The sequence below is a fragment of the Streptomyces sp. ME02-8801-2C genome (assembly GCF_033793965.1).
Lineage (GTDB): Bacteria > Actinomycetota > Actinomycetes > Streptomycetales > Streptomycetaceae > Streptomyces.
Window position 1 is genome coordinate 18,376 of the sequence record NZ_JARAXP010000017.1, and the last position, 22,328, is coordinate 40,703.

Below are 22,328 nucleotides of genomic sequence, written 5' to 3' on the forward strand. Positions count from 1 at the left end.
CCTGACAAGGGGTCGCCCTGTGTATCCGGCCGGTTCTCGGATCCGGCCGACCAGACAGGCCGACGGCGTCCAGCTCAAGAGGGCGCGATCTGGTGGCGCTGTTGGCGGCCGGTCAGTTGGTCGCCGAGGGAGCTTCGGCGGTACAGGACCTGCCGTCCGTCGCGAGCCCGGCTGACCAGACCCGTGGCATGGAGCACGCGCAGGTGCTGGGACACGGCACTCGGGGTCACACGGAAGCGTCGGGCGATCTCAACTGTGGCGAGCGGCTCTTCGAGCAGGGTGAGCAGCCTTGCCCGTGGTGCACCGAGCAGCGACGTAAGAGCCGTGGCATCGACGGTTGGCGGGGTGGCCCACAGCGTGGCCACCCCGCGGACCGGATAGACGAGCCGGGGCGGCTCTTCCGGACCGACCGGAGGCGCCGGCTTGTGCGCGAACACGGACGGCAGAAGCAGCAGGCCCCGACCAGACGCAGCGACACGGTGCCTGCTGATCATCTTGTCGATGTGCAGTACGCCGTTGTGCCAGCGCAGGTTCGGGTGCATGTCGGCGAACAACAAGCGGGCGCCTCCCACTGCCAGTTGCCGCGCTCGGTAGGTCATGTCGGCTTCAAGGAGCAGCCGCATCTGCCGCCACTCCGGCTCGATGGCCACCTCCCAGAACTGCCGCAGGAGCTCGCACACGGCATCGCGAAGTCTGACGACGGATGCGTCGTCGGCGACAGCGGCGTCATGCAGGGCTGCTGGAAGCGGGTCGGGAGCGTGTGCGGTCAGCAGGTCATGGCGAACCCGCGCAGGTGAAGTCTGGCGGACGACGGCCAACTGCTCGTCGAAGGTGGGCGCGAAGCTCGTGGGCTGCGGAGTCAGGAAGTCGGGGATGGTGCGCCTGCGGGCGACCAGCGACATCAGCAGCTCGGTGTCGAGCGGGCCGATCCTGCCGACCACGGACCTGCGCCAGGGGATGTGCAACGCGGACAGCCCCGGGTCTTGCAGCACCCGCAGGCTGAGCAGAGTCTCGTGAACGGGTGACACGGCGAAGCGCGTATCCGCAAGGTCCTCGACGCCGAGCACAAAACTGATCATTAAGCCAGACGCTACATCGATTGGCCTCGCAACGTCGATGCAGTGGACTTCCGCGCATGACACACCCAACTCATGGACAGCACACGGCGATTGTCACTGGTGCGGCACACGGAATCGGCGCCGCGGTGGCCAGACGGCTGGCACGCGACGGCCTGGCGGTGGGCCTGATCGACCTGGACGAGGCGGATTGCGTCGCCACAGTCGAAGCCATCACCAGCAACGGCGGATCGGCGACAGCGGTCGCCGCCGATGTCTCCGACGAGACTGCGGTGAAGACCACCGTGGCCCGGATCGCCGCCGAACTGGGGCCGCCGAAAGTACTGGTCAACAACGCCGGCATCGGCCCCCGTGCCGAGCTCGTCGAGATGACCACGGAGCAGTGGGACACAGTCACCGGGACCAATCTGCGCGGCCCGTTCCTCGCCACCCGTGCCGTCTGCCCACACATGATCGCGGCCGGCTGGGGGCGGATCGTGAACATGTCCAGCATCTCCGCGGTCGGCGATGCCGCCCGCGTCGACTACGGCAGCGCGAAGGCCGGTCTGATCGGTTTCACCAAGACGCTCGCCCTTCAACTCGGACGGCACGGCATCACGACCAACGCCATCGCCCCGGGCTTCGTCGTGAGCGACATGACCAGGGCATCCGCCCGGCGGCTCGGCCTCGACTTCGAGGAATTCCGGCGCAGCGCGGCGAAATCCATCCCGGTCGGACGAGTCGGCGAGCCGGAAGACATCGCGCACACGGCGTCCTTCCTGGTGAGCCGCGAGGCGGGATTCGTCTCCGGCCAGGTCATTTACGTCGCCGGCGGACCGGTGGACTGAGGATGAGCCGTCGGATGACCCTGCTCCTGGCCGTGACCTCCGCGGTGGCCGTGGGCAACATCTACTTCCCGCAGGCGATCATTCCGCTCGTCGCCGCAGGACTGCACACGTCGCCTGATGCGGCCTCCCTGGCCGTGACCGCCACCCAAGTCGGCTACACGGCCGGAATGTTCCTGCTGGTGCCGCTCGGTGACCGGCTCCCGTCCCGCTCGTTCCTCGTCGTCCTGCTCGCCCTTACCGGTCTGGGCCTGCTCACCGCAGGCTGCGCTCCAACCCTGCCGCTCCTCATCGCCGCCAGCGCCCTCACCGGCCTCACCACCGTGGCCGCTCAGGTCGTCGGTCCGCTGGCGGCCGGACTCGTGCCCGCCGACCGCCGTGGCGCGGTGATCGGCACCCTGCTGAGCGGGTCGATCGGCGGCATGCTGCTTGCCCGGGCTTTCAGCGGTTCGCTGGGCGAATGGCTGGGATGGCGGGCCCCCTATCTGGCGACCGCGGCCCTGACCCTGCTGCTCGCAAGCATTCTGGCTCGCACGGTGCCCGTCGCGACCCCGCGCTCGCGTCAGCCGTACCCAGCGCTCCTGACCGAGTCACTGCGTCTGCTGCGCACCGAGCCGGACCTGCGTCGCTCCTGCTTCTACCAGGCGACGGTCTTCGCGGGGTTCTCGGCCGTGTGGACCTGCCTGACGCTCCTCCTCACCGGTCCGGTCTACGGCATGGGCGCCCAGGCCGTGGGACTGCTCGCCCTGGTCTGCGGCGCAACCATGCTCTGCACCCCGCTCGCCGGACGCCTGGTGGACCGCCACGGCCCGGACCCGGTGAACCTCGTCTGCATGCTCGCGGTCCTCGTCTCAGCCGCGGTCCTGACTGCCGGCGCCTGGGGCGACGTACCGGGGCTGACCGCTCTGGTCGTCGGCACGCTGCTGCTCGATGTCGCCATGCAGTCCGGCATGGTCGCCAACCAGACCCGGGTCTACGCCCTGCGCCCCGACGCCCGCAGCAGGCTCAACACCGCCTACATGACCTGCTCCTACCTGGGCGGCAGCGCAGGATCATGGCTCGGGGTACGCGCCTACGGCCAGGTCGGGTGGTGGGGCGTGTGCGCGCTCGTGGCACTGCTCACGGTGCTCGCCATCGCCCGCCACCTGGTGGAGCTGCACAGCCGGAGGCCCGGAACTACGAGAAGCCAGTCACGGGCCACTGTCGATGATCAGCCGATCCGCCCACGTTGAGGTAACCGTGCTGCTCGTCAACCGCCGCACTGGCGCAGCATGATCTGCTTGTCCGGGGCCGTCACCGGCATCTCGTACTTGACGGCGACCTGGGCGAACCTGACCGCGTACGCGCACCTGATCTGTTTGTTCGGAGGCAGCCAGGACGCGGGTCCGGAATCGCCCTTGGCGCTGTTGGCGCGCCCCTCGACCGGGATCAGATTGAGCACGTCGTTCGCCAGCTGCTTGCGCTTGCTCACCGGCCATCGCGAAGAACCCATCTGCCAGCTGTACGACAACGGCACCACATGGTCTATCTGTACCTCGGACGCCTCCGCCTTGCGCCATTCGATGGTCGTCCCGGTGTACGGATCGTGCAGCGTCATCGCGATGACCACACAGTCGGAGCCGGCTCGGAGGCGGAGGTTCTGGCCATCACGGTGGATGAGATCGTTTCGCGTGTCACATCCGTTCCTCGCGAGCGGCACACCGTCGGCCGTGTCCATCCAGGCATAGCCGAACTTGTCCCGGGCGTAGCCCGTCTTGGGCCCCCGCCCCTTGGTGGAAGCCTCCTCGATGAGCTTGCGGGCCGCAGCCTTGTCCGCGTCAGTCGTCACGGGTGCGAGTCCCGGTTTCGTACCGTCTGGATTCTTGAGCGGACTGACCGCCCGTCCGTCCGGTGCAGCTGGCCCCGATCCGGTCGAGGAGTCGTCTTCACCGAGATCTTCACATCCAGAGACGAGGAGGGCGGCGACTGCTGCCGCCGCTGCGATGCGAAGGAAGCGCGTGTTCCCGATCCCCCTGTGCCTCATGTCCCTCTCAGTAAGCACAGCTCACCACTCCCTGCGTGAGCTGTATAAACGCCTCGACCGCACGGTGAACGATAGAGATAACGCGGGTGTCGCACTTGTTCGAGTCGGTGTCCGCCCACGCACTGCCGAACCGGTCCCGGGAGTACCCGGTCTTGGGCGCCCGCCCCTTCACGGCAAGCGAGTCGACGGCGGCGAGCGCCGCACCCCCGCCACCCCCTCCCCCACTGCCACCGGCTCCCCCGGCACCGCCCGCACCGCCGCTCGCGCTCTCCCCGGACCCGGCGGACCCCAGGTTCTCGCCGCTGCACCCGCCGACACCGAGCATCACCACGAATGCGGCGGCGGCGACGCCCCCACCCCTCAGACTCACCACGTTACGTCCCTCCCCTGCCGCCCCGTTCACGTCAATGCCTGCGGATTTCCGCTGGTCGACAGGCTAGCGGCCGAGCTCTTTCCCTCACAGGGCGCCCACCGGCGCTCAAGGGGCATATGTCGCATACCGGGCGTATCGTCGATGCTGACTCTCCTCCGGAAGGAGCTCTGGATGGGCATCTTCGACAAGTTCAAGGACCAGATGCGCGGCAGGACGGGCCACAAGGCCTCGGACGCCGCGGAAAAACAGGTCAACCAGAGGACAGGCGACAAGTACACGAGCCAGGTCGACGACGCGCAACAGAGAGCCGAGGGCGCGATGGGCATGGACCGCGACCGCGATCGCGACCGCGACAGGCCCGAACAGACGTAGCAGCCCGGGGCCCCTCGTAGGTCTTCGCAGGTCTTCGCAGGTCTTCGCAGGTGTGGAAGCCGCCCACAGACCCAAACGGACCGCGGGCGGCTTCCCCTCATTACTTCGAGCCGCCCCTCACTTCGAGCCGCCCCTCATCACTTGCCGCAGGCGCTCACGAGCCCAGGATCGACGTCAGGAACTCCCCGGTCCAGCCCAGCAACTCCCGCCCGACCAGCGGCTTTCCGCCGACCTTCGCCGTCTTGGGGCGCGGTACGAGGATCTGGTGCGCGGCGGGCTTGATGACGCTGCCCGGATACAGGCGCTTGAGGCGCAGCTCCTGCGACTCCCTCAACTCCACCGGTGCGAAGCGGATGTTGGTGCCCTGGAGCACGATGTCGCCGACCCCGCAGGCTCGCGCGAGCATCCGCAGCCCCGCCACGAGCAGCAGGTTCTCGACCGGCTCCGGCAACTTGCCGTAGCGGTCGACGAGTTCCTCGCGTACGGCCTTGATGTCGGCCTCGGTGTTGGCGGACGCGATGGCGCGGTAGGCCGCGAGGCGCAGGCGCTCGCCGGGGGCGTAGTCGTGCGGGACGTGGGCGTCGACGGGGAGTTCGATCTTGACCTCGAGCGGCGGTTCCTCCTCCACCCCGCCGTCCAGTGAGGCCCGGTAGTCGGCGACGGCCTCGCCGACCATCCGTACGTAGAGGTCGAAGCCGACGCCGGCGATGTGGCCGGACTGTTCGCCGCCGAGGAGGTTTCCGGCGCCGCGGATCTCGAGGTCCTTCATGGCGACGTACATGCCGGCGCCCATCTCGGTGTGCTGGGCGATGGTCGCGAGCCGCTCGTGGGCGGTCTCGGTCAGGGGCTTCTCCGGCGGGTACAGGAAGTACGCGTACCCGCGCTCCCGGCCACGCCCGACTCGCCCGCGCAGCTGGTGGAGTTGGGAGAGGCCGAAGTTGTCGCCGCGCTCCACGATGAGGGTGTTGGCGTTGGAGATGTCGATGCCGGACTCGACGATCGTCGTCGACACGAGGACGTCGTACCGCTTCTCCCAGAAGTCGACGACGACCTGTTCCAGGGCCTGTTCGGACATCTGGCCGTGGGCGGTGGCGATCCGCGCCTCGGGGACGATCTCCCTGAGCCTGGCCGCCGCGCGGTCGATGGACTCGACGCGGTTGTGGATGTAGAACACCTGGCCCTCGCGCAGGAGTTCGCGGCGGATCGCGGCGCCGATCTGCTTCTCCTCGTACGGGCCGACGAAGGTGAGCACCGGGTGGCGTTCCTCGGGCGGGGTGGTGATGGTCGACATCTCGCGGATGCCGGTGACCGCCATTTCGAGCGTACGGGGAATGGGGGTGGCGGACATGGTGAGCACGTCGACATTGGCGCGCAGCTTCTTCAGCTGTTCCTTGTGCTCGACGCCGAACCGCTGCTCCTCGTCGACGATGACGAGCCCGAGGTCCTTGAACCTGGTCTCGGAGGAGAACAGCCGGTGGGTGCCGATGACGACGTCGACCGAGCCCTCGCGCAGGCCTTCCAAGGTGGCCTTCGACTCGGTTTCCGTCTGGAAGCGGCTCAACGCCCGCACGTTGACCGGGAATTGGGAGTAGCGCTCGCCGAAGGTGCCGAAGTGCTGCTGGACGAGGAGAGTCGTGGGGACGAGGACGGCGACCTGCTTGCCGTCCTGGACGGCCTTGAAGGCGGCGCGGACGGCGATCTCGGTCTTGCCGTAGCCGACGTCGCCGCAGATCAGGCGGTCCATCGGGACCGTCTTCTCCATGTCGTCCTTGACCTCGGCGATCGTGGTCAGCTGGTCGGGGGTCTCCGCGTAAGGGAAGGCGTCCTCGAGCTCGCGCTGCCAGGGCGTGTCGGGCCCGAAGGCGTGGCCGGGCGCCGCCATGCGGGCCGAGTACAGCTTGATGAGGTCGGCGGCGATCTCCTTGACGGCCTTCTTGGCGCGCGCCTTGGTCTTCGTCCAGTCGGCGCCGCCGAGGCGGTGGAGGGTGGGTGCCTCGCCGCCGACGTACTTGGTGATCTGTTCGAGCTGGTCGGTGGGGATGTAGAGGCGGTCGCCGGGCTGGCCGCGCTTGGCGGGCGCGTACTCGACGACGAGGTACTCGCGGGTGGCGCCCTGCACGGTCCGCTGGACCATTTCGATGTAGCGGCCCACGCCGTGCTGTTCGTGCACGATGTAGTCGCCGGTCTCGAGGGTGAGCGGGTCGATGGTCTTGCGGCGCCGGGCGGGCATGCGGGCGCCGTCCTTGCCGGCGGCCTTCTGCCCGGACAGGTCGGTCTCGGTCAGCACGGCGAGCTTCAGCTTCGTGTCGACGAACCCGAAGTCGATCGAGCCGCACGCCACATGCACGACGGAGGGGGCCAGGGAGACCAGGTCCGCCTCCAGCCGGGCGGCGATGCCCTCCCCGCCGAGTACCTCGACCGTACGGGCGGCCGGGCCGTGGGCCTCGGTGACGAACACCGCGCGCCAGCCGTCCGCGAGCCAGCCCTTGGTGTCGGCGAGCGCCTTCGCGGTGTCCCCGCGGTAGGTCTCGGGCGCGTGCATGCCGAGCTTGAGCGTGTCCGCGTCGCCCTCCGCGTCAGCGGCATATGTGAGCGTCTCGTCGGCGGCGAACGGCGAAACGGACCACCACATCATGTCCAGCTCGCGCGCCCGGTCCCGTACGTCCGCGATGGACCACAGGGAGGCCGCGCCGACGTCGATGGGCGCTTCGCCGCCGCCCGCGGTGGCCGCCCAGGAAGCCTGCAGGAACTCCTGGCTGGTCGCCACCAGGTCGGCGGCGCGCGTCCGCACCCGCTCCGGGTCGCACACGACGGCCATGGAACCCTTGGGCAGGACGTCGAGCAGCAGTTCCATGTCGTCGACGAGTACGGGGGCGAGGGACTCCATGCCCTCCACCGCGATCCCTTCGGCGATCTTGCCGAGCAGTTCCCCCAGCTCGGGGTGCGCCTCAGCGAGGGCGGCGGCCCGCTCCCGCACCTCATCCGTGAGCAGCAGCTCGCGGCAGGGCGGCGCCCACAGTCCGTGCTCGGCGACCTCGAGGGAACGCTGGTCGGCGATCTTGAAGTAACGGATCTCCTCGATGTCGTCGCCCCAGAACTCCACCCGCAGGGGGTGCTCCTCGGTGGGCGGGAACACGTCGAGGATGCCGCCGCGTACGGCGAACTCGCCGCGCTTCTCGACCAGCTCGACGCGCGAGTACGCGGCGGCTGCCAGCGCCTCGACGACGCTGCCCAGGTCGGCGGTCGAGCCGGTGCGCAGCGAGACCGGCTCCAGCTCGCCGAGCCCCTTGACCTGCGGCTGGAGTACGGAACGCACGGGGGCGACGACGACCGACACCGGGCCGGTCTCCGGGTCGTCGGCGCTGGGGTGGGCGAGGCGGCGCAGTACGGCGAGGCGGCGGCCGACGGTGTCGCTGCGGGGCGAGAGGCGCTCGTGCGGGAGGGTCTCCCAGGCGGGATACTCGGCGACCGTGTCCGGGGGCAGCAGTGATCTGAGGGCGGCGGCGAGATCCTCGGCCTCACGGCCGGTGGCGGTCACGGCCAGCACCGGGCGCCCGGCGTCGCGGGCCAGCGCGGCGACCGCGAAGGGGCGGGCGGCGGGTGGTCCGACCAGGTCGACGTGCATACGGTTGCCGTCGCCGGCGGCCTTGATCGCTTCCGCGAGGGCGGCGTCCTTGACGACGACGTCGAGCAGACCGTGCAGGCTCATGTGGGGCGTATCCCGTCCGGGGTGGGCAACACGAACGCCCGGCCTCGTACTACGAGCCGGGAGGCTTCCAGCCTACGTCGCCGCGTGGGCCCGCGCCGTGCCTGTGGACAACGCCCGCCCCGCCGTCCCCGGGCGCCACTCGGACGGTGACCTCAGGCAGCGATCCGAAGCGGTGAACTCAGAGGGTGAAACTCACGGGTCGTACGCACCATGGCGAGCCTTCCCGGGGCGGTCCGGCCCAGCGCGGAGGTGACGGGGGCGTGCGGGCCGGGTCCATCGCAATGCCGATCGTCGCCCGGAAAGGCGACTGCCGTCGCGAACCGGACGCTTTGATGTGGGCCGACTGCCAGTCAGTCAGCGGGCAGGCCGAACCAGCGGAGGAGTACGGGGCGTGCGTCGCCGGGGGCCTCCTCGGGCGCGCGGGCGTAGCGCGCGAGCAGTGCCAGATAGTCGTCATGGAACGCGTCCAGCTCACCCTTCGTGAGGTGGATGAGGCTGCGGGAACCCCGCATCCAGCCTTCGGACTCCGCCTGTCCGGCGGTGAACTGCCGGGCGAGTTCGACGTCCTCCTCCATCCTCATCCGGTCCAGCTCGGCCGACATGGCGCGCTCGGCCTCCGTCAGCTCACCCTGAGGCGGTCTGCGGATGTCGAGCCCGCGCACCCCGCGCCACCAGCGCTCCCGCCCGGTGGAGCGCTCGGGGATGTCCTCGATGAGGCCACTGCGCTCCAGCATGCGCAGGTGATAACTGAGCGTCCCGGTGTTCTCGCCGAGGGCGGCGGCCAGCGTGGTCGAGGTGGCCGGGCCCTGAGCGCCGAGGTGGCGCAGGATACGCAGGCGCAGGGGGTGCGAGAGGGCCTTGAGCACCTCGGGGCTGTTGACCGTGCGCCGCCCTGCGGCTTCCGCTCTCCGCTCTTTCGTCATGGCGGCAGTCTACCCAGATAGCAGCCATTTCTCTGCAGACCTTCCTCTGCAGAGGAAAGTCTGCAATGCTGTTGCGTATGACGCCGAACCGAGTGACCTCGAATCGCGCAGTCCGCCGCTTCACAAGTACTGTCGCGGGGGCCCTGCTTGTTGGACTCGCCCTGGGCGCCGTACCCGCCCATGGAGCTGAGCGTGCCGCCGATTTACCCGAGTTCGACTTCTCCGCCTGCCCGTCCGTCGAGGAGCTGCCCACGGGTGCGGACCCCGGGACCTGGCGCTGCGAGGTCATGCACGCCACGGGGCATCTGCGCATGGGAGCCATAGACGAGCCGCTCACCGAACCTATGAAGATCACGTTTGCGGAAGGCCGTGTAGATGGTGAATTCGACCAGGTCTTCGGTGAGATGACCGCTGCGCCAATCCGGGCGGGAGGCACCCCGTTGACTCTGACTCCGCAGTACGGCGGCTACTCTGACTTCCTGTCCGACGACACCCGGCGCGGAGAGTTCGACATCAAGTTCTCCATAGGCTTGGCGCACGGGCTGCCGGCCCTGCCGTCGTCGGGCTGCTCGGTGGGCGGCGATGCGGACGCGGTCCACTTGGTGCTCAAGGACACCGATCCCACCCGGGTGATATCCAGGGACCCCCTGGTCGTCGCCTTCGGTGCGCAGGACGCAGAGTTCGCCGCCCCGGGCACTAGTGGCTGTGGCCCCCTGAGGCGCGCGCTCGACCGGGCCCTGGGCCTGCCGTCCGCAGCGGGGGCGAACGCCTTCACCATGGATGTCACGGTGGCCATCCGGTCCTACACGTAGACCCGTTCGGTGAGTGATCGTCAATACCTGTGACCCAATTGCGCTGCTGAAGCGACCCTAGCGGCGCGCTCCATCCCCGCCCGATCCCGGAACAGCTTCAACTGCCGCCGAACACACAGAATGCCCGTCCCGACCGCGTACTCCGGACCGGGGTCCGTCACGGAGCGACGGCGCGCACGAGGAGCGTCCCGATGTGCCCGGGGTGAGGCGCGTCGAGGACCCGCGCCTCAGCGGTGGCGAACCCGGCACGGGTGAGCAAGCGTTCCCAGGGATGAAGAGAAGCGCATCGCGCTGCGTCTGCCCGCCGACCTGCACGAGTGGCTGGTCACTCAGGCCAAGTCCGCCCGCAGGTCCCTCAACTCCGAGATCGTCTACCGCCTGGAGGGCGAGCACGACGCCGCCGTGTCAGACAACCAATCACCCTGAAGGCGACTCCCCTTTCCCTGCCCTGCTCCGCAGGAGTCCGACTCCTCCCCGACCTGAAGGCAGGGGCATCCTCGGAGGAACCGGTGAACATCGCCTTTCCCGCAAAACCTCCCTTGTACATGCCCTGCAGTCCGTACGCCGCGGGGATCGCCGGCGGCTGCGAGAACACGAAGACGCCGCCGGGCCTGAGCCTCTGGCGTACCAGGGGGAAGAGGCGGCCCGGGTCGGTGAACCAAGCGGCTCCGAAGATCGAGTAGACCGCGTCGTACGCGTCCTCGTGCTCGCTCAGGTACTCCAGGACCTCGGCGCATACGAACTCCGCACCGGTTCCGGCCCACTTCTTCATGGTCTTCTTGACCATGGCGGGAGAGAGGCCAACGCCCCGGGCAGCGACGCCGCGCTGAGCGAGGTAGGCGAGGGCGCGGCCGGTGCCACAGCCGATCTCCAGGACCGAACGCGGGTTGCCGAGCAGTTCCGGGCCTGGTCCGTGACCGGCGTACTGAGTCCAGCAGAAGCTCGGCTCCGCGTCGCCCTTGAAGGCGGAAGCGGCGAAGGTGTCCCACAGCTCAGTCTCGGCGGCGATGTCGTGTTGTGCGGGCAAGTCGATTCCTCTTCGCAGGGCTGGCCCCTGTCCTCCGGGAGACGGAGAGCAGTGGCCAGGGTAGGGCGTTCAGTGGCTGTCGGGGACTTTGTTGTCGCACGGCGAGCAGTCCTCGCCGTCGATCGCCCAGAGCTCCTCGTCGACGTCGAAGCCGATGGACTTCAGGAAGTCCGCCGTGCGGAGGCACAGACCGTCGCGACGGCGCTCAATGAACGGGGCGTGGTGCCTTGTAGCGGCCCTCGTTGTACACGTCGCAGAGGGCCCACCGTGGAGTTCTCGATCACGAGCACTCGCCGCGTCGACGCCGAGACCGTTGCTGCCCGAGAAGGCCGCTTCGCCCGTCGCGCTGAACCGTCTAACTTGCGGAGCATGATTCGTGCGGTGGTGTTCGATGTGGGCGAGTGTCTTGTTGACGAGACCCGCGAGTACGGGACGTGGGCGGACTGGCCGGGTGTGCCACGGCACACCTTCGCGGCGATGTTCGGGGCGGTCATCGCGCAGGGGCGCGACTACCGGGAGACGTTCCAGGAGTTCCGGCGCGGGTTCGACCTGACCGAGGCGCGGGAGAAGCGCGCGGCTGCCGGAAAGCCGGAGTGGTTCGGCGAGGATGACCTCTACCCGGACGTCCGGCCCACCCTCTCTGCCCTTCGTGAAGCAGGGCTGTGGGTTGGCATCGCCGGGAATCAGACCGTACGGGCCGGCGGTCTGCTGCGCGAGCTGGACCTTCCTTCCGACATGATCGCCACCAGTGACGACTGGGGGCATCAAAGCCGGACGTGAACTTCTTCGAGCACGTCATCGAGGCAACGCCCGCTGAGCCTGCCGAGATCCTTTACGTCGGTGACCGTCTCGACAACGACATCCGCCCTGCCGTGCAGGCGGGGCTCCTGACCGCCCTCATCCGGCGCGGCCCCTGGGGCACGATCCAACAGCGCGACCCCGACGCAGATGCGATCACGACCATGCGCATCGACTCACTCGCGGAACTGCCGGAGAAGATCGCCAAGTTCAACGTTGAAGGGCGCTGACCGTCCTGCCCCAGTCGTAGAGACGGTCATCGAGGTTCCGGACGCACTGCTCGTTCTGCCAGGGAGCGAGCGTGCGCCGGACCTCCCGGATGCGATCCATATCGGTGGCGTACCAGATCCGAGGCGACGGGTCATGACAGCGTTTGCGTCGATCCTGACGCCCCACCTTTGGTGGCCACGAACACCGAGAATATGCCCAGCACTACGTCCGCTTGGCATACTGGACGAAGGTCCTCCAGGTGTCCCGCTGGATGGCCATGGTTCCCCGATCGTGTCCTTTCGTGTCCCGGATCATCACTTTGTTCGGGTCGTTGTCGGCCAGTTCGACGCAGTTCTGTGTCTCGGTGTAGGAGCTTGTTCGCCAATTCGGGATTACGGGCTGCATGGGGCACTCTCCTAGTCCGTCGGCATCTGGTCGAAGTGCTGGATCGCTGTGGAGATGAGGTCGCGGACGGCGGAGCCGTAGACCGCTGACTGTTTCACGAGGGCGAACGCCTTGGTGTACAGCTCGATTTCTCGGGGCTGGGCGACGGATAGCTCGGCCGAGTAGGTCTCCACAAGGACGAGTCGGCTGTCGAACATCGAGAACGCGTTGCCCGGCCAGATGAACGTGGGGGCGGACTTGGGGACGATGCCCAGGCTGAGGCGGGGAAGTCTCATCACGGCCAGGAGGCGGTCGAGCTGCCCCTTCATCACTTCTGCGCCGCCGAAGTTGGTGTAAAGGGCCTGTTCGCCGAGGAGGACGTTGAAGATGCGGTCGCCCTGGTACAGGTACTGCTGGCGCTCAAGTCGCTTCGCCACGGCCGCTTCGGCGTCGTTAGGAATCTCGTAGTAGCTGACGCCCTGTCGGAAGACTTCGGCGGCGTATTCCGCGGTCTGGAGGGTTCCCCAGATGAGCGTGGGGTGCCAGATGCGAAAGACCTTGGTCTTCGCGTACACGGGGATCGCTTGCCGCTGTCGTTTCTCGACGCCGGTCTGGAGTTGCCGTCGCCATTCGAGCCACAGCTCGTCGACATGGCGGACGATCGCGACCAGGTCGCCCAACTGCTCGCCCTGGCAGGTCGTCTCGCACCAGACGCGGATGTCGTCCTCACTGGGGCGCTGCTTGCCGTTCTCGATGCGGGAGACCTTCGACTCCTGCCACGAGGTGGCACGCGCGAATGCCCGGCCGCTGGCGAATCCGGCGTCCTTCCGGAAGCCGCGCAGCCGGGCACCGAGTGCCTGCAACGCCTCTTCTACCTGCTTGCTCACGGGTCGGTCAGGGCTTGTACTCGGGGTGGGGGATGGCGGCAGCCCACAGCAGATCCCGCAGGTGCACGCACTCGGCTACGGCGCCCGGGTCCTCGACGATCTCCGACCCGAGCACTCTGCCGTCGGAGTCGAAGTGCCCCACTGCGAGAAGGCGGTTGTCGTACAGCCACCAGTCGTTTCCACCCACGGGAAACGTGACGCCCTCGGGCAGGCGGTGTCGGGACAGCCAGCGGATCTCCTCACCGGCCTCCTCGTTGAGGCCGGTGGTGGCGTGCTCCCACTGGATGTAGGGGGTGTGGGGCTCGGTGACCACGCGGACGCGTCGGACTGTTTTCCCTTCTCCGGTGACGCGCCTGATGAGCTGCGTCCAAGGTTCCATGTAGGAGTAGTCGACGCTCTCGCCGCGAATCCAGCTCGTGAACGGGCTGTCCTCGTCGGGGACGGAGTAGTCGTCCCTCAGCTCCAGATGGAATGCGTCCTGCGCGAAGCTCTCAAAGAGCTGGTTGCGCTTGGCGCTGGAGATCAGCTCCACGCGGTTCCTCCAGTAGGGCGATGAGCACGGGCTTGGGGACCTCGACCACGGTCTCGTAGTCCGGAATCTCCATCTGGGCCAGGGCTTCGGGGTCGGTTACCTCCCGGCCCTGGACGACGAACGTTCCGCCCGGTGTGAGGATCATGATCGGGTCCTCGACGCGCCTGACCGCGCCGGCCGGCAGGCCGTCCTTCGCGAGGTGCTCGAACAGCTCTGTGGGAACCTCCACCACCGTCTCCCCCTCCGGGATCTCAAGCTGCATCAACAGGTCGTTCGCGAAGATCTTCCAGCCCTGGACAAGGTAGGTGTCCCGGTCTGTGGCGTACAGGGTCGGGCAGTCACCGACCGTGGAGTTCTTACCAAGGAACCGTAGCTTCATGGTCGTTCTCCTGTCTGCTGCCTTGCTTGGATTTGCGTGGCATGACGATGGTCTGCGGGGCGTTCGGGGCCGTCAATCGGCTTGCCGCAAACTCGCGCAATCTTCTTGGGACTTGAGTGACGGCCGCCCTACGTTCGTCTCCGAACCTGAGCAACCGAGGCAGCCACCGCGCGTTGCGGTACCGAGGGGAGATGCGTGGTGACCACCGTGGCCGACAGACACGAGGCTCCACCCGTCGACACCTGCCCATCGACACGCACTGATCGCGGACAGCATCGACGCCGCCCAATTCCTCTCTGGTCCACGCCGGTTGGAACGGGTGCTGTAGAGATCACGCCGGACACGGGGTCCCGGTGTGATGCGGGAAGCGGCTGGATCAGCTCGCAAGCAACGAACGTCTCCGACGAAGGAGCTGTACGTCATGTTCAAGCACCGAGCATTGAGAGGTATCTGCGACCTTGCCCCGGTCCGAGTCACGATGGACCGCACACTCCGAGTCAAGGTCATCGATGCCTGCGGGATGACCTGCACCTTCTGCCACAACGAAGGCACACCCGTCAGCGCCGACAACCACGCTCAGACCTCCGGCGAATTCGGCGCTGTCGGCCGGTCGGGACGGGTCTCCATCTACCTGGCGACCAACGGAGCGCGCTTCGTGGCAGCTCCCATGTTCCCTGATGACGCCTTCCGCGCCGCCTTGGCGCAACTACGTGACGCCCTGGGCTTCGAGGATGTTCACCTCACGGGAGGAGAACCGACCCTGCACCCCAAGCTCGCGGCGATCATCGCCGTAGCCAGGGAGGAGGGATATGGCGTGGGTGTCACCTCCAACGGCGAGAACGGCACCAGGGTCCTCCCTGCGTGCGCGAAGGCAGGCCTGGGCCGCGTCAACTTCTCGATCTTCGGCACCACACCCGAGGAACTGGCGCATGTGCAGAACGTCCGGTTCGGGACAGCTTCCCTGGCAGCGCGGAAGATCGAGGCCCTGGAGCGATCGATCCAGGTGGCGACCGAGGAGGGTGTCGGCGTGAGCGCGAACGTGGTCATCCCGGACCACAGCCACATTGAGCGTGTTCACCGGCTCCTGGACCGGTACTCTCCGCAGGTGTCGTTAAGGATCCTGTCGTCGCTGGCCGACGGGGACAAATCGCTGGCCGCCATCGACGAGCTTCTCGGCGGCCTCGGCGCAGTACCTCAGGAAGTCCACGTCATCGCTGGGACCTCCGGCTTCCGCATCTCCTACGCCCTGCCCGGCGGACGCCTGATCAAGGTCAAGCACATTCGGCCCCTGCGTCTGCCCGAGACCTGCGCAAGCTGCCGCTTCAACAACACGACCGACTGCCAAGAGGGTTACTACGGGGTCCGTCTCTACCGCGACCCCAAGGGGACCTTCCACGTAGGCGTCTGCATTCAGCGCATGGATCTCTGTCTGCCCATCGACGAGTTCCTGGACAGCGCCGTGTGCAGTGAGATCAACAGGATGCGCGAGCAGGAATTCCACGACCTGACCGCTCAGACCATCACTTGAGAAGGAGAATCGTGGCGCAGAACGAATACGAAGCGAAGTTCCTGGAGATCGACGTGGAGGTCACCCGCGACGCTCTGCGCACTGCCGGGGCGGAACAGGTCTTCACCAAGACCATGTTCACACGCCTGATCTTCGAGAACGACTCCGTGCAGGGCGAGCAGTGGCTGCGGTTGCGCGACGAGGGCGGCAAGACGACGCTCACCCTGAAGCAGGTGACCGACGCGACGCACATCCACGGGACCACCGAGATCGAGATCGAGGTCGACGACCTGGCCAAGACGGCAGAGCTCCTCGCGGCGCTCGGACTGCGGCAGGTCCGCTACCAGCAGAACTACCGCGAAGAATGGCAACTGGACGGTGTGACCTACGACTTCGACACCTGGCCGGACCTTCCCACCTTCCTGGAGATCGAAGGCTCTTCCGAGGCGGCCGTGAAGAAGGCGGTGGCGGAGCTCGGCCTGGACTACGACCAGGCCCGCTTCGGCAGCATCGATCTGATCTACAAGAGCGAAGCGGAGCGGGACATCCTCGCGGAGCCCACGCTCCTCTTCGCCTGATCGAGCTGGTTGGGGCGATCACATGTCCCTGTCCAAGTGCAGAGGCCGCGCGAATGGGACACACGCTGGGCCCTCGGCAAGCACACGCCTGCCGAGGGGCCCTGCCTCTGTCAGGATGCCGCGAAGTCGACGAACGCGGTCCACGCCGTGGGTTGTACGGCGAGTGCGGTACGGGTTGTGTCCTTTGAGTCGCGGACGTGGACCTTGGCGGGGCGGACGGCGACCTCGACGCACTCGCCGCCTTCCTCGCTGCTGTAGCTGCTCTTACGCCATACCAACTGGTCTAGGTGCGGCGGATGTACCTGCGCGTTCATGGCTCTCCCAGCAACTTCTCTACGTACGCCAATGATTCACAAGGAGTCAGGGCCTGCGCCCGGATGATCCCGTACTTGGCCTCAAGCGCACGGACGCGTTCCCGCTCCGTCTGCAGGCGGCTCACGTTCTGTACCTCGGCGTACGCGATCCTCCGTCCTTCCTTCGTTTCGATCAAGGTGAAGGGACCAGCCATACCAGCGTTCTCCTCACGGTCGAGCGGCATCACCTGGATCTCGATGTTCCGCCGCTCCCCCATCAGGAGGACGTGCTCAAGTTGGCCACGCAGGACGCCTCGTCCTCCGATGGGACGCCTCAACACGGCCTCATCGATGACAAAGCTGGCGAGGGGCGCATCACGGCCGGACGAAATCTCCTGCCTGGCCAGGCGCGCGGACACTCGCTGCTCGATCAGCTCGTCATCCATAGGTGGTCGCATCATCATGAAAATGGCCCGCGCATACCCCTCTGTCTGCAAGAGCCCGGGCACCGCCTGGTTCGCGTACACATGCAGCTCAATGGCCTCCGCCTCCAACCGAGCCGCATCCCGAAAGAACGCCGGATACTGAGCCCGAGCCACCTCCTCCTTGCTCGCGCTCAACACCCCACCCGCGTCAAGCACTTCATCGGCGCGGTCGATGAACCTCGGCGGCGGAACACGTCTCCCCTGCTCGAACGACGCGATCGTCGAGGCCGAGTACCCGGTCAGCGACCCGAGCTGCGCACGATCCATCCCCGCCCGCTCCCGAAACAGCTTCAACTGCCGCCCGAACACACACAGAATGCCCGTCCCGACCTCGTACTCCGGCTGCTGAACCTCGTCGTCCACGCCGCGACTCCTCCCGTACGACCACCACAGCCACCGGACTCGGCCCGCCCAACGCACCGCCGGGAAACCGGTCACGCCCGACACCACGTACAAGCGCGCCGCCCACGCGTACAGCCCGCACCCGTCAGCCCGTCGCTCCTGGCCAACGCTACGCAGAGTCCGCGACCGTTGACCGCATGAAGTCACCAACTCCCCTGAACGGGCATATGCCACAGCGCTCCGCACCCGAACGCGAGTTCACCATGCGCTTCACCTCAACCCCACGCGGCGCCCGCCTCGCCCGCCGACTCGTCTCACACCGCCTGAACGAGTGGGGCCACCCCTACACCACCCCGGCCAACGAGACACTCGCCCTCATCACGGCCGAACTCAGCGCCAACGCGGTACGCCACGGCCACATCCCCGGCCGGGACTTCCACCTTCAACTCACCCTGAGCGAGGGCATGTTCCGCATCGAGGTGACCGACACCCGCGCCGAGAAACAGCCCCCAACCGCTCCCCCGACCCCCGACCCCGCGTCCGAGTCCGGCTGGGGCGTCACCCCTCGCCCGGCCGCCCCCGGCAAGACGGTATGGGCGCAGCTGCGCGTACCGACCGGAGGCCGCCCGCACACGCACCCGGCAGCCCGTCGTCCGACCGACTCGGTATCGGGGTACGGGCACAACACCGAGTCGATTCCGGCTACTTCTTCACAGCGGCGCGACGGCCTCGGGTTGCGGCTGGGGGCTGCCAGTTACGGAGATCGTGGTCGGTGAGTCCGTGCTCGCCCTGCTTCTACTGCCGGTAACCGGCGAAGAAGTCCGCCGGGGAGCCGCTGTAGAGCACGGTCAGATACCAGACTCCGACGGTGGCAAGCCCCAGGAGCACAGCGAACACCGACGGAGCCGGCGCAGGCCCAGGAGTCGTTGCCTAGCCCGGAGCCGGTGCCGGAGCGAGAGGGGGCGTACGGAGGCTCGCTGCCCGCGCCCGCTCAACGGAGCGCGCGCCCCATACCTGGCTGAAGCGCCTGCCCGCCGTCCAGGACAGGACAAGCGGCGGCCCCGGTGAGCATCAAGAACGCTCACCGGGGCCGCCGTTCCCCCGTATTCCCCCTGTTTCCCCCGTGGCCCCCGTGGCCCCCGTGGCCCCCGTGGCCCCCGTGGCCCCCGCCCCGGGTCGGTTAATCAGTAGCGATAGCGTTCAGCACATTCATCCGCCCCGCCCTGAACGCCGGCACCAGCGCCGCGAACAGCCCCACGAACGCCGACCCGACGAACACCCCGCCGATCGTCACCCACGGGATCTCCAGGACGTTCAGGCCCTCCAGGGCCAGCAGTCGCTGGGCCGTCGCGCCCCAGCCCATTCCCAGGCCGAGGCCCAGCAGCGCGCCGAAGAGGGCGATCACGACCGACTCCATGCGGATCATCCGGCGCAGCTGGCGCCGTGACAGTCCGATCGCCCGCATCAGGCCGATCTCCCGGGTCCGCTCCACCACCGACAGGGCCAGGGTGTTGACGACGCCCAGGACCGCGACCACGATCGCCAGGGCGAGCAGGCCGTAGACCATGTTCAGGAGCTGGCCGATCTGGTCCTTCAGTTCCTGCTTGTAGTCGCTCTGGTCACGCACCTGGTACTGCGGGTAGGGGTCGAGGGACTTCTTCAGCGCCGCGTACGCCGCGTCCTGCTCGCCCTTCTTCGCCGAGGCGAACAGCAGGCTGCTCGGCGGGACCTTGTCGGCCGGCAGGTACTTCTCCATCGTCGCGATGGACAGGTACCGCGAGCCCTTGTCGATCGCCACGTTGTCGTCCGTGATCGCGGCGACCCTGAGCTTCGCCGTCGAACCGCCCTTGAAGGCCACGGTCATCGTGTCGCCGACCTTCACACCGTGGTCGGTGGCGTACCCGGAGCCCACCGACATCGCGCCGTCGCCGTACGCGGCGCTCAGCGTGCCCGCCGTCGTGGCGCGGCGCAGGTCGGAGGCGTACGTCGGGTCCGCGGCCGTCAGTTCGGTCTTCTCGGCCCTGCCGTTCGGCGGGGTGAGGGTGACCTCGACCTCCTTGTAGCGGGTGACGTGGGTCAGGCCGGGCGTGCTCCGCATCGCCCTTTCCGCCTGCGGCACGATCCGCTGGTTGCCCTGGACGATGAAGTCCGCGCCGACCGACTTGTCCAGCTCGCTCGTCGCGGAGGCGACCATCGACGAGCCGACCACCGACAGGCAGGCGACCAGGGCGAGGCCGATCATCAGGGCCGCGCCGGTGGCACCCGTACGACGCGGGTTGCGCAGCGCGTTGCGCTCGGCGAGCCGGCCGACCGGGCCGAAACCGCGCAGCAGCAGGGCACTGAGCACCCGTACGACAACACCCGCGAGGAGCGGCCCGATGATCACGAACCCGAGGAGCGAGAGCACGACCCCCGCGCCGAGGACCAGCGAACCGTCGCTCGCCTTGTCGGCGGTGGCCGCCAGATAGAGGGCGAAGCCACCCGCTCCCGTCAGGACGAGGCCGATGAGCCCCCGTACGAGGCCCGCCTTGCCGTCCGCCGGGGTGCCGGCGTCGCGCAGGGCGGCCATCGGCGAGACCTTGCCCGCGCGCCGGGCGGGGAGGTACGCGGCGAGGACGGTGACGACGACACCGAGGACCAAGCCGATCACCGGAGTGGTCGCCTTGACGGTGAGATCGTCGGTGGAGAGGTTCATACCGGCCATCGCCATCAGCTTCATCAGGCCGATCGCGATACCGACCCCCGCCGCGACACCGAGAACCGACCCGACGAAGCCGAGCAGCAGCGCCTCCACCAGCACGGACCGGTTGACCTGCTTGCGGGAGGAGCCGATCGCCCGCATCAGACCGATCTCGCGGGTCCGCTGGGCGACCAGCATCGAGAAGGTGTTGATGATCAGGAAGATGCCCACCAGGAACGCGATCCCGGCGAAGCCGAGCATGGCGTACTTGATGACGTTCATGAACTCGCCGACGCCCTCACGGTTCTCGTCGGAGAACTCCTTCTGCGTCTGCACCTTGAACGCACCGGTGGCGGAAGCGGCATCGGCGGCCGTCAGGGCCTGCGTCACGTTCCGCTTGAGCTGCGTGTCGGTGACGCCGCTCGCCGCCGTGACGTTGAGCTGGGTGAACCGGCCTGTGGCGCCCAGGAGTTCACGCTGTGCGGTGGCCGTGTCGAAGTAGACGACCGCGGCACCCGGGTTGGTCACCTTGAAGGTGGCGATGCCGACGATCCGCGCCCTGATGTCACCGGTCTGCGCGATGGTACGAAGCTCGTCACCCATCTTCAGGTGGTGCTTGTCGACGGTGTCGGCGTCGACCATCACCTCGGTCGGCGCGCGTGGCGCGTGACCGGAGGTGATCTCCATCGAACGCAGGTCGTTGCGCGTCCAGTTGCCCGCGATGGTCGGAGCCCCGGTACTGGACCCCATGTTCTCGTTCTCACTGTTGACAACGGTCACGTTCATCGAACTGACCGCGCCCTCGGCCGACTTGACGCCCTTGGCCTGCTGCGCCTGCGCCAGTACGGAGGCCGGCAGCGACTCGGGCACCCCGTTCTGCGGGGTGTCGTCGCTCTTGGCCGCCTTCGGCGACACCGTGACGTCGGAAGCGGTGGCCGAGAACAGCTTGTCGAACGTCGTGTTCATGGTGTCGGTGAAGACGAGGGTCCCGCACACGAACGCCACCGACAGCAGCACGGCCACCGCCGACAGGGCCATCCGACCCTTGTGCGCGAAGAAGTTGCGCATCGAGGTCTTCAGCACAGTCATGACGTACGCCCCCGCGCGTCGAAGTCCTTCATACGGTCGAGGACGCTGTCGGCGGTCGGCCGGAACATCTCGTCGACGATCCGCCCGTCGGCCAGATACAGCACCCGGTCCGCGTACGAGGCGGCCACCGGGTCGTGCGTGACCATCACGATGGTCTGACCCAGCTCGTCCACCGAGCGGCGCAGGAAGCCCAACACCTCCGCCCCCGCACGGGAGTCGAGGTTCCCGGTCGGCTCGTCACCGAAGATGATCTCGGGCCGCGCCGCCAACGCCCTTGCCACGGCGACGCGTTGCTGTTGACCGCCGGAGAGCTGGTTGGGCCGGTGCTTGAGCCGGTCCTTCAGCCCGACGGTCTCGACGACCTGCGCCAGCCACCCCTTGTCCGGCTTGCGGCCGGCGATGTCCATGGGGAGCGTGATGTTCTCCAGCGCGCTGAGCGTCGGCAGCAGGTTGAACGCCTGGAAGATGAACCCGATGCGGTCCCGGCGCAGTTGCGTCAGCTTCTTGTCCTTGAGCCCGGTGATCTCGGTCTCGTCGAGGTGGATCTGCCCGGACGTCACGGTGTCGAGTCCGGCGAGGCAGTGCATGAGCGTGGACTTGCCGGACCCCGAGGGGCCCATGATCGCGGTGAACTGCCCCCGCGCGATGTCCACGTCCACCTGGTCCAGGGCGACGACGCGGGTCTCACCGGACCCGTACGCCTTCACGACCTGCCGCGCCCGCGCGGCAACGGCCGTACGCCCTCCAGTGCCCCCGTGCCTGGTGATTGTCACAGCCGATGTCACGGTATGTCTCCTAAGTCGGTCAGTGCGGAAGCGCACTGAAACCCGCGGATGCGGATGCGGATGCCTTGCCCTGTGCTGTGCTGCCCTGTGCTGTGCGTCCGAGTCTGCTGGTGGGAGGGGGTCCGGGTCTCTGGTGCCCGGCCCAGCCTTCTCCGGGGGTAAACCCCACCCCCCGAGGTCGGGAACGCCGTCCCCAGCGGCGTAAAGCCAGGTTAAGGAGGGTCGGGGTCCCGTCTCGTC

The 22,328-nt window shown here is 67.8% G+C and carries 20 protein-coding genes and 5 pseudogenes; 8 read left to right on the forward strand and 17 right to left on the reverse strand.

Features of this window, described 5'->3' with window-relative positions:
* Nucleotides 1–74 precede the first annotated feature (74 nt).
* The gene (locus PV396_RS36870; protein ID WP_319212271.1) at nucleotides 75–1,079 is read right to left on the reverse strand and encodes an ArsR/SmtB family transcription factor; all 1,005 of its coding nucleotides are present in this window, start codon (nucleotides 1,077–1,079) and stop codon (nucleotides 75–77) included.
* Nucleotides 1,080–1,135: 56 nt separating this feature from the next.
* On the opposite strand from PV396_RS36870, the gene PV396_RS36875 reads away from it, so the two are divergent.
* A complete protein-coding gene (locus PV396_RS36875; protein WP_319212273.1) occupies nucleotides 1,136–1,903 on the forward strand; it encodes an SDR family NAD(P)-dependent oxidoreductase in 768 nt (255 codons plus the stop codon).
* A gap of 14 nt (nucleotides 1,904–1,917) precedes the next feature.
* Nucleotides 1,918–3,132: an MFS transporter gene (locus PV396_RS36880; RefSeq protein WP_319212274.1), complete on the forward strand. Its 1,215-nt coding sequence runs from the start codon at nucleotides 1,918–1,920 to the stop codon at nucleotides 3,130–3,132.
* Nucleotides 3,133–3,149: 17 nt separating this feature from the next.
* Here PV396_RS36880 and PV396_RS36885 read toward each other — a convergent pair whose 3' ends face one another.
* On the reverse strand, nucleotides 3,150–3,923 hold the full coding sequence (locus PV396_RS36885) for an HNH endonuclease family protein (protein WP_319212276.1): 774 nt from the start codon (nucleotides 3,921–3,923) through the stop codon (nucleotides 3,150–3,152).
* Between the two features lie 82 nt (nucleotides 3,924–4,005).
* Nucleotides 4,006–4,248: pseudogene (locus PV396_RS36890) on the reverse strand (hypothetical protein); the annotation flags it as partial.
* A 219-nt stretch (nucleotides 4,249–4,467) separates the two neighbouring features.
* Here PV396_RS36890 and PV396_RS36895 point away from each other — a divergent pair.
* Complete coding sequence (locus PV396_RS36895) at nucleotides 4,468–4,668, forward strand: Rv0909 family putative TA system antitoxin (protein WP_319212280.1); 201 nt, start codon at nucleotides 4,468–4,470, stop codon at nucleotides 4,666–4,668.
* A 154-nt stretch (nucleotides 4,669–4,822) separates the two neighbouring features.
* Here PV396_RS36895 and mfd read toward each other — a convergent pair whose 3' ends face one another.
* Both mfd and PV396_RS36905 read right to left on the reverse strand, forming a co-directional pair.
* Nucleotides 4,823–8,377 (reverse strand): transcription-repair coupling factor, encoded by a 3,555-nt coding sequence (gene mfd / locus PV396_RS36900; RefSeq protein ID WP_319212282.1) that lies wholly within the window; start codon nucleotides 8,375–8,377, stop codon nucleotides 4,823–4,825.
* A 350-nt stretch (nucleotides 8,378–8,727) separates the two neighbouring features.
* On the reverse strand, nucleotides 8,728–9,300 hold the full coding sequence (locus tag PV396_RS36905) for a helix-turn-helix domain-containing protein (RefSeq protein WP_319212284.1): 573 nt from the start codon (nucleotides 9,298–9,300) through the stop codon (nucleotides 8,728–8,730).
* 77 nt (nucleotides 9,301–9,377) lie between these two features.
* On the opposite strand from PV396_RS36905, the gene PV396_RS36910 reads away from it, so the two are divergent.
* A complete protein-coding gene (locus PV396_RS36910; protein ID WP_319212285.1) occupies nucleotides 9,378–10,112 on the forward strand; it encodes a hypothetical protein in 735 nt (244 codons plus the stop codon).
* 157 nt (nucleotides 10,113–10,269) lie between these two features.
* On the opposite strand, the pseudogene PV396_RS36915 reads toward PV396_RS36910, so the two are convergent.
* From PV396_RS36915 to PV396_RS36930, 3 genes and pseudogenes are all read right to left on the reverse strand, one after another.
* Nucleotides 10,270–10,380 (reverse strand): annotated as a pseudogene (locus PV396_RS36915) (SAM-dependent methyltransferase); the annotation flags it as partial.
* A gap of 87 nt (nucleotides 10,381–10,467) precedes the next feature.
* On the reverse strand, nucleotides 10,468–11,139 hold the full coding sequence (locus PV396_RS36925) for a class I SAM-dependent methyltransferase (protein WP_319212287.1): 672 nt from the start codon (nucleotides 11,137–11,139) through the stop codon (nucleotides 10,468–10,470).
* A gap of 69 nt (nucleotides 11,140–11,208) precedes the next feature.
* Nucleotides 11,209–11,404, reverse strand: a pseudogene (locus PV396_RS36930) (hypothetical protein); the annotation flags it as partial.
* Nucleotides 11,405–11,508: 104 nt separating this feature from the next.
* Here PV396_RS36930 and PV396_RS36935 point away from each other — a divergent pair.
* Nucleotides 11,509–12,167, forward strand: a pseudogene (locus PV396_RS36935) (HAD family hydrolase).
* Here PV396_RS36935 and PV396_RS36940 read toward each other — a convergent pair.
* The 5 genes and pseudogenes from PV396_RS36940 to PV396_RS36960 form a co-directional block, all read right to left on the reverse strand.
* Nucleotides 12,148–12,291 (reverse strand): annotated as a pseudogene (locus tag PV396_RS36940) (transcriptional regulator); the annotation flags it as partial. The pseudogenes PV396_RS36935 and PV396_RS36940 sit on opposite strands and share 20 nt — an antisense overlap.
* A 78-nt stretch (nucleotides 12,292–12,369) precedes the next feature.
* Nucleotides 12,370–12,552, reverse strand: a complete 183-nt coding sequence (locus PV396_RS36945; RefSeq protein ID WP_319212289.1) for a DUF397 domain-containing protein — start codon at nucleotides 12,550–12,552, stop codon at nucleotides 12,370–12,372.
* Between the two features lie 11 nt (nucleotides 12,553–12,563).
* On the reverse strand, nucleotides 12,564–13,418 hold the full coding sequence (locus tag PV396_RS36950) for a helix-turn-helix transcriptional regulator (RefSeq protein ID WP_319212290.1): 855 nt from the start codon (nucleotides 13,416–13,418) through the stop codon (nucleotides 12,564–12,566).
* Between the two features lie 7 nt (nucleotides 13,419–13,425).
* Nucleotides 13,426–13,950, reverse strand: coding sequence for a DUF6879 family protein (locus tag PV396_RS36955; protein ID WP_319212292.1), 525 nt, complete (start codon nucleotides 13,948–13,950; stop codon nucleotides 13,426–13,428).
* Nucleotides 13,910–14,329: a hypothetical protein gene (locus tag PV396_RS36960; RefSeq protein WP_319212293.1), complete on the reverse strand. Its 420-nt coding sequence runs from the start codon at nucleotides 14,327–14,329 to the stop codon at nucleotides 13,910–13,912. Before PV396_RS36960 ends, PV396_RS36955 begins: the two co-directional genes overlap by 41 nt.
* A 478-nt stretch (nucleotides 14,330–14,807) precedes the next feature.
* On the opposite strand from PV396_RS36960, the gene PV396_RS36965 reads away from it, so the two are divergent.
* Nucleotides 14,808–15,857, forward strand: coding sequence for a radical SAM protein (locus tag PV396_RS36965; protein WP_319212449.1), 1,050 nt, complete (start codon nucleotides 14,808–14,810; stop codon nucleotides 15,855–15,857).
* Between the two features lie 11 nt (nucleotides 15,858–15,868).
* Nucleotides 15,869–16,414, forward strand: coding sequence for a class IV adenylate cyclase (locus tag PV396_RS36970; protein WP_319212295.1), 546 nt, complete (start codon nucleotides 15,869–15,871; stop codon nucleotides 16,412–16,414).
* A gap of 110 nt (nucleotides 16,415–16,524) precedes the next feature.
* Here the strand turns inward: PV396_RS36970 and PV396_RS36975 are convergent, their stop codons facing one another.
* Together PV396_RS36975 and PV396_RS36980 are read right to left on the reverse strand one after the other, a co-directional pair.
* Nucleotides 16,525–16,728, reverse strand: a complete 204-nt coding sequence (locus PV396_RS36975; RefSeq protein ID WP_319212297.1) for a DUF397 domain-containing protein — start codon at nucleotides 16,726–16,728, stop codon at nucleotides 16,525–16,527.
* Entirely contained in the window at nucleotides 16,725–17,555 is an 831-nt protein-coding gene (locus PV396_RS36980) for a helix-turn-helix transcriptional regulator (RefSeq protein WP_319212299.1), read from the reverse strand. Before PV396_RS36980 ends, PV396_RS36975 begins: the two co-directional genes overlap by 4 nt.
* Nucleotides 17,556–17,797: 242 nt before the next feature.
* On the opposite strand from PV396_RS36980, the gene PV396_RS36985 reads away from it, so the two are divergent.
* Entirely contained in the window at nucleotides 17,798–18,310 is a 513-nt protein-coding gene (locus PV396_RS36985; RefSeq protein ID WP_416071547.1) for an ATP-binding protein, read from the forward strand.
* A gap of 404 nt (nucleotides 18,311–18,714) precedes the next feature.
* Here PV396_RS36985 and PV396_RS36990 read toward each other — a convergent pair whose 3' ends face one another.
* Nucleotides 18,715–21,303 carry an ABC transporter permease gene (locus PV396_RS36990; protein ID WP_319212303.1) on the reverse strand — a complete coding sequence of 863 codons (2,589 nt, stop codon included), beginning with the start codon at nucleotides 21,301–21,303 and terminating at the stop codon, nucleotides 18,715–18,717.
* Nucleotides 21,300–22,088, reverse strand: coding sequence for an ABC transporter ATP-binding protein (locus PV396_RS36995; RefSeq protein ID WP_319212305.1), 789 nt, complete (start codon nucleotides 22,086–22,088; stop codon nucleotides 21,300–21,302). Before PV396_RS36995 ends, PV396_RS36990 begins: the two co-directional genes overlap by 4 nt.
* Between the last annotated feature and the right edge of the window lie 240 nt (nucleotides 22,089–22,328).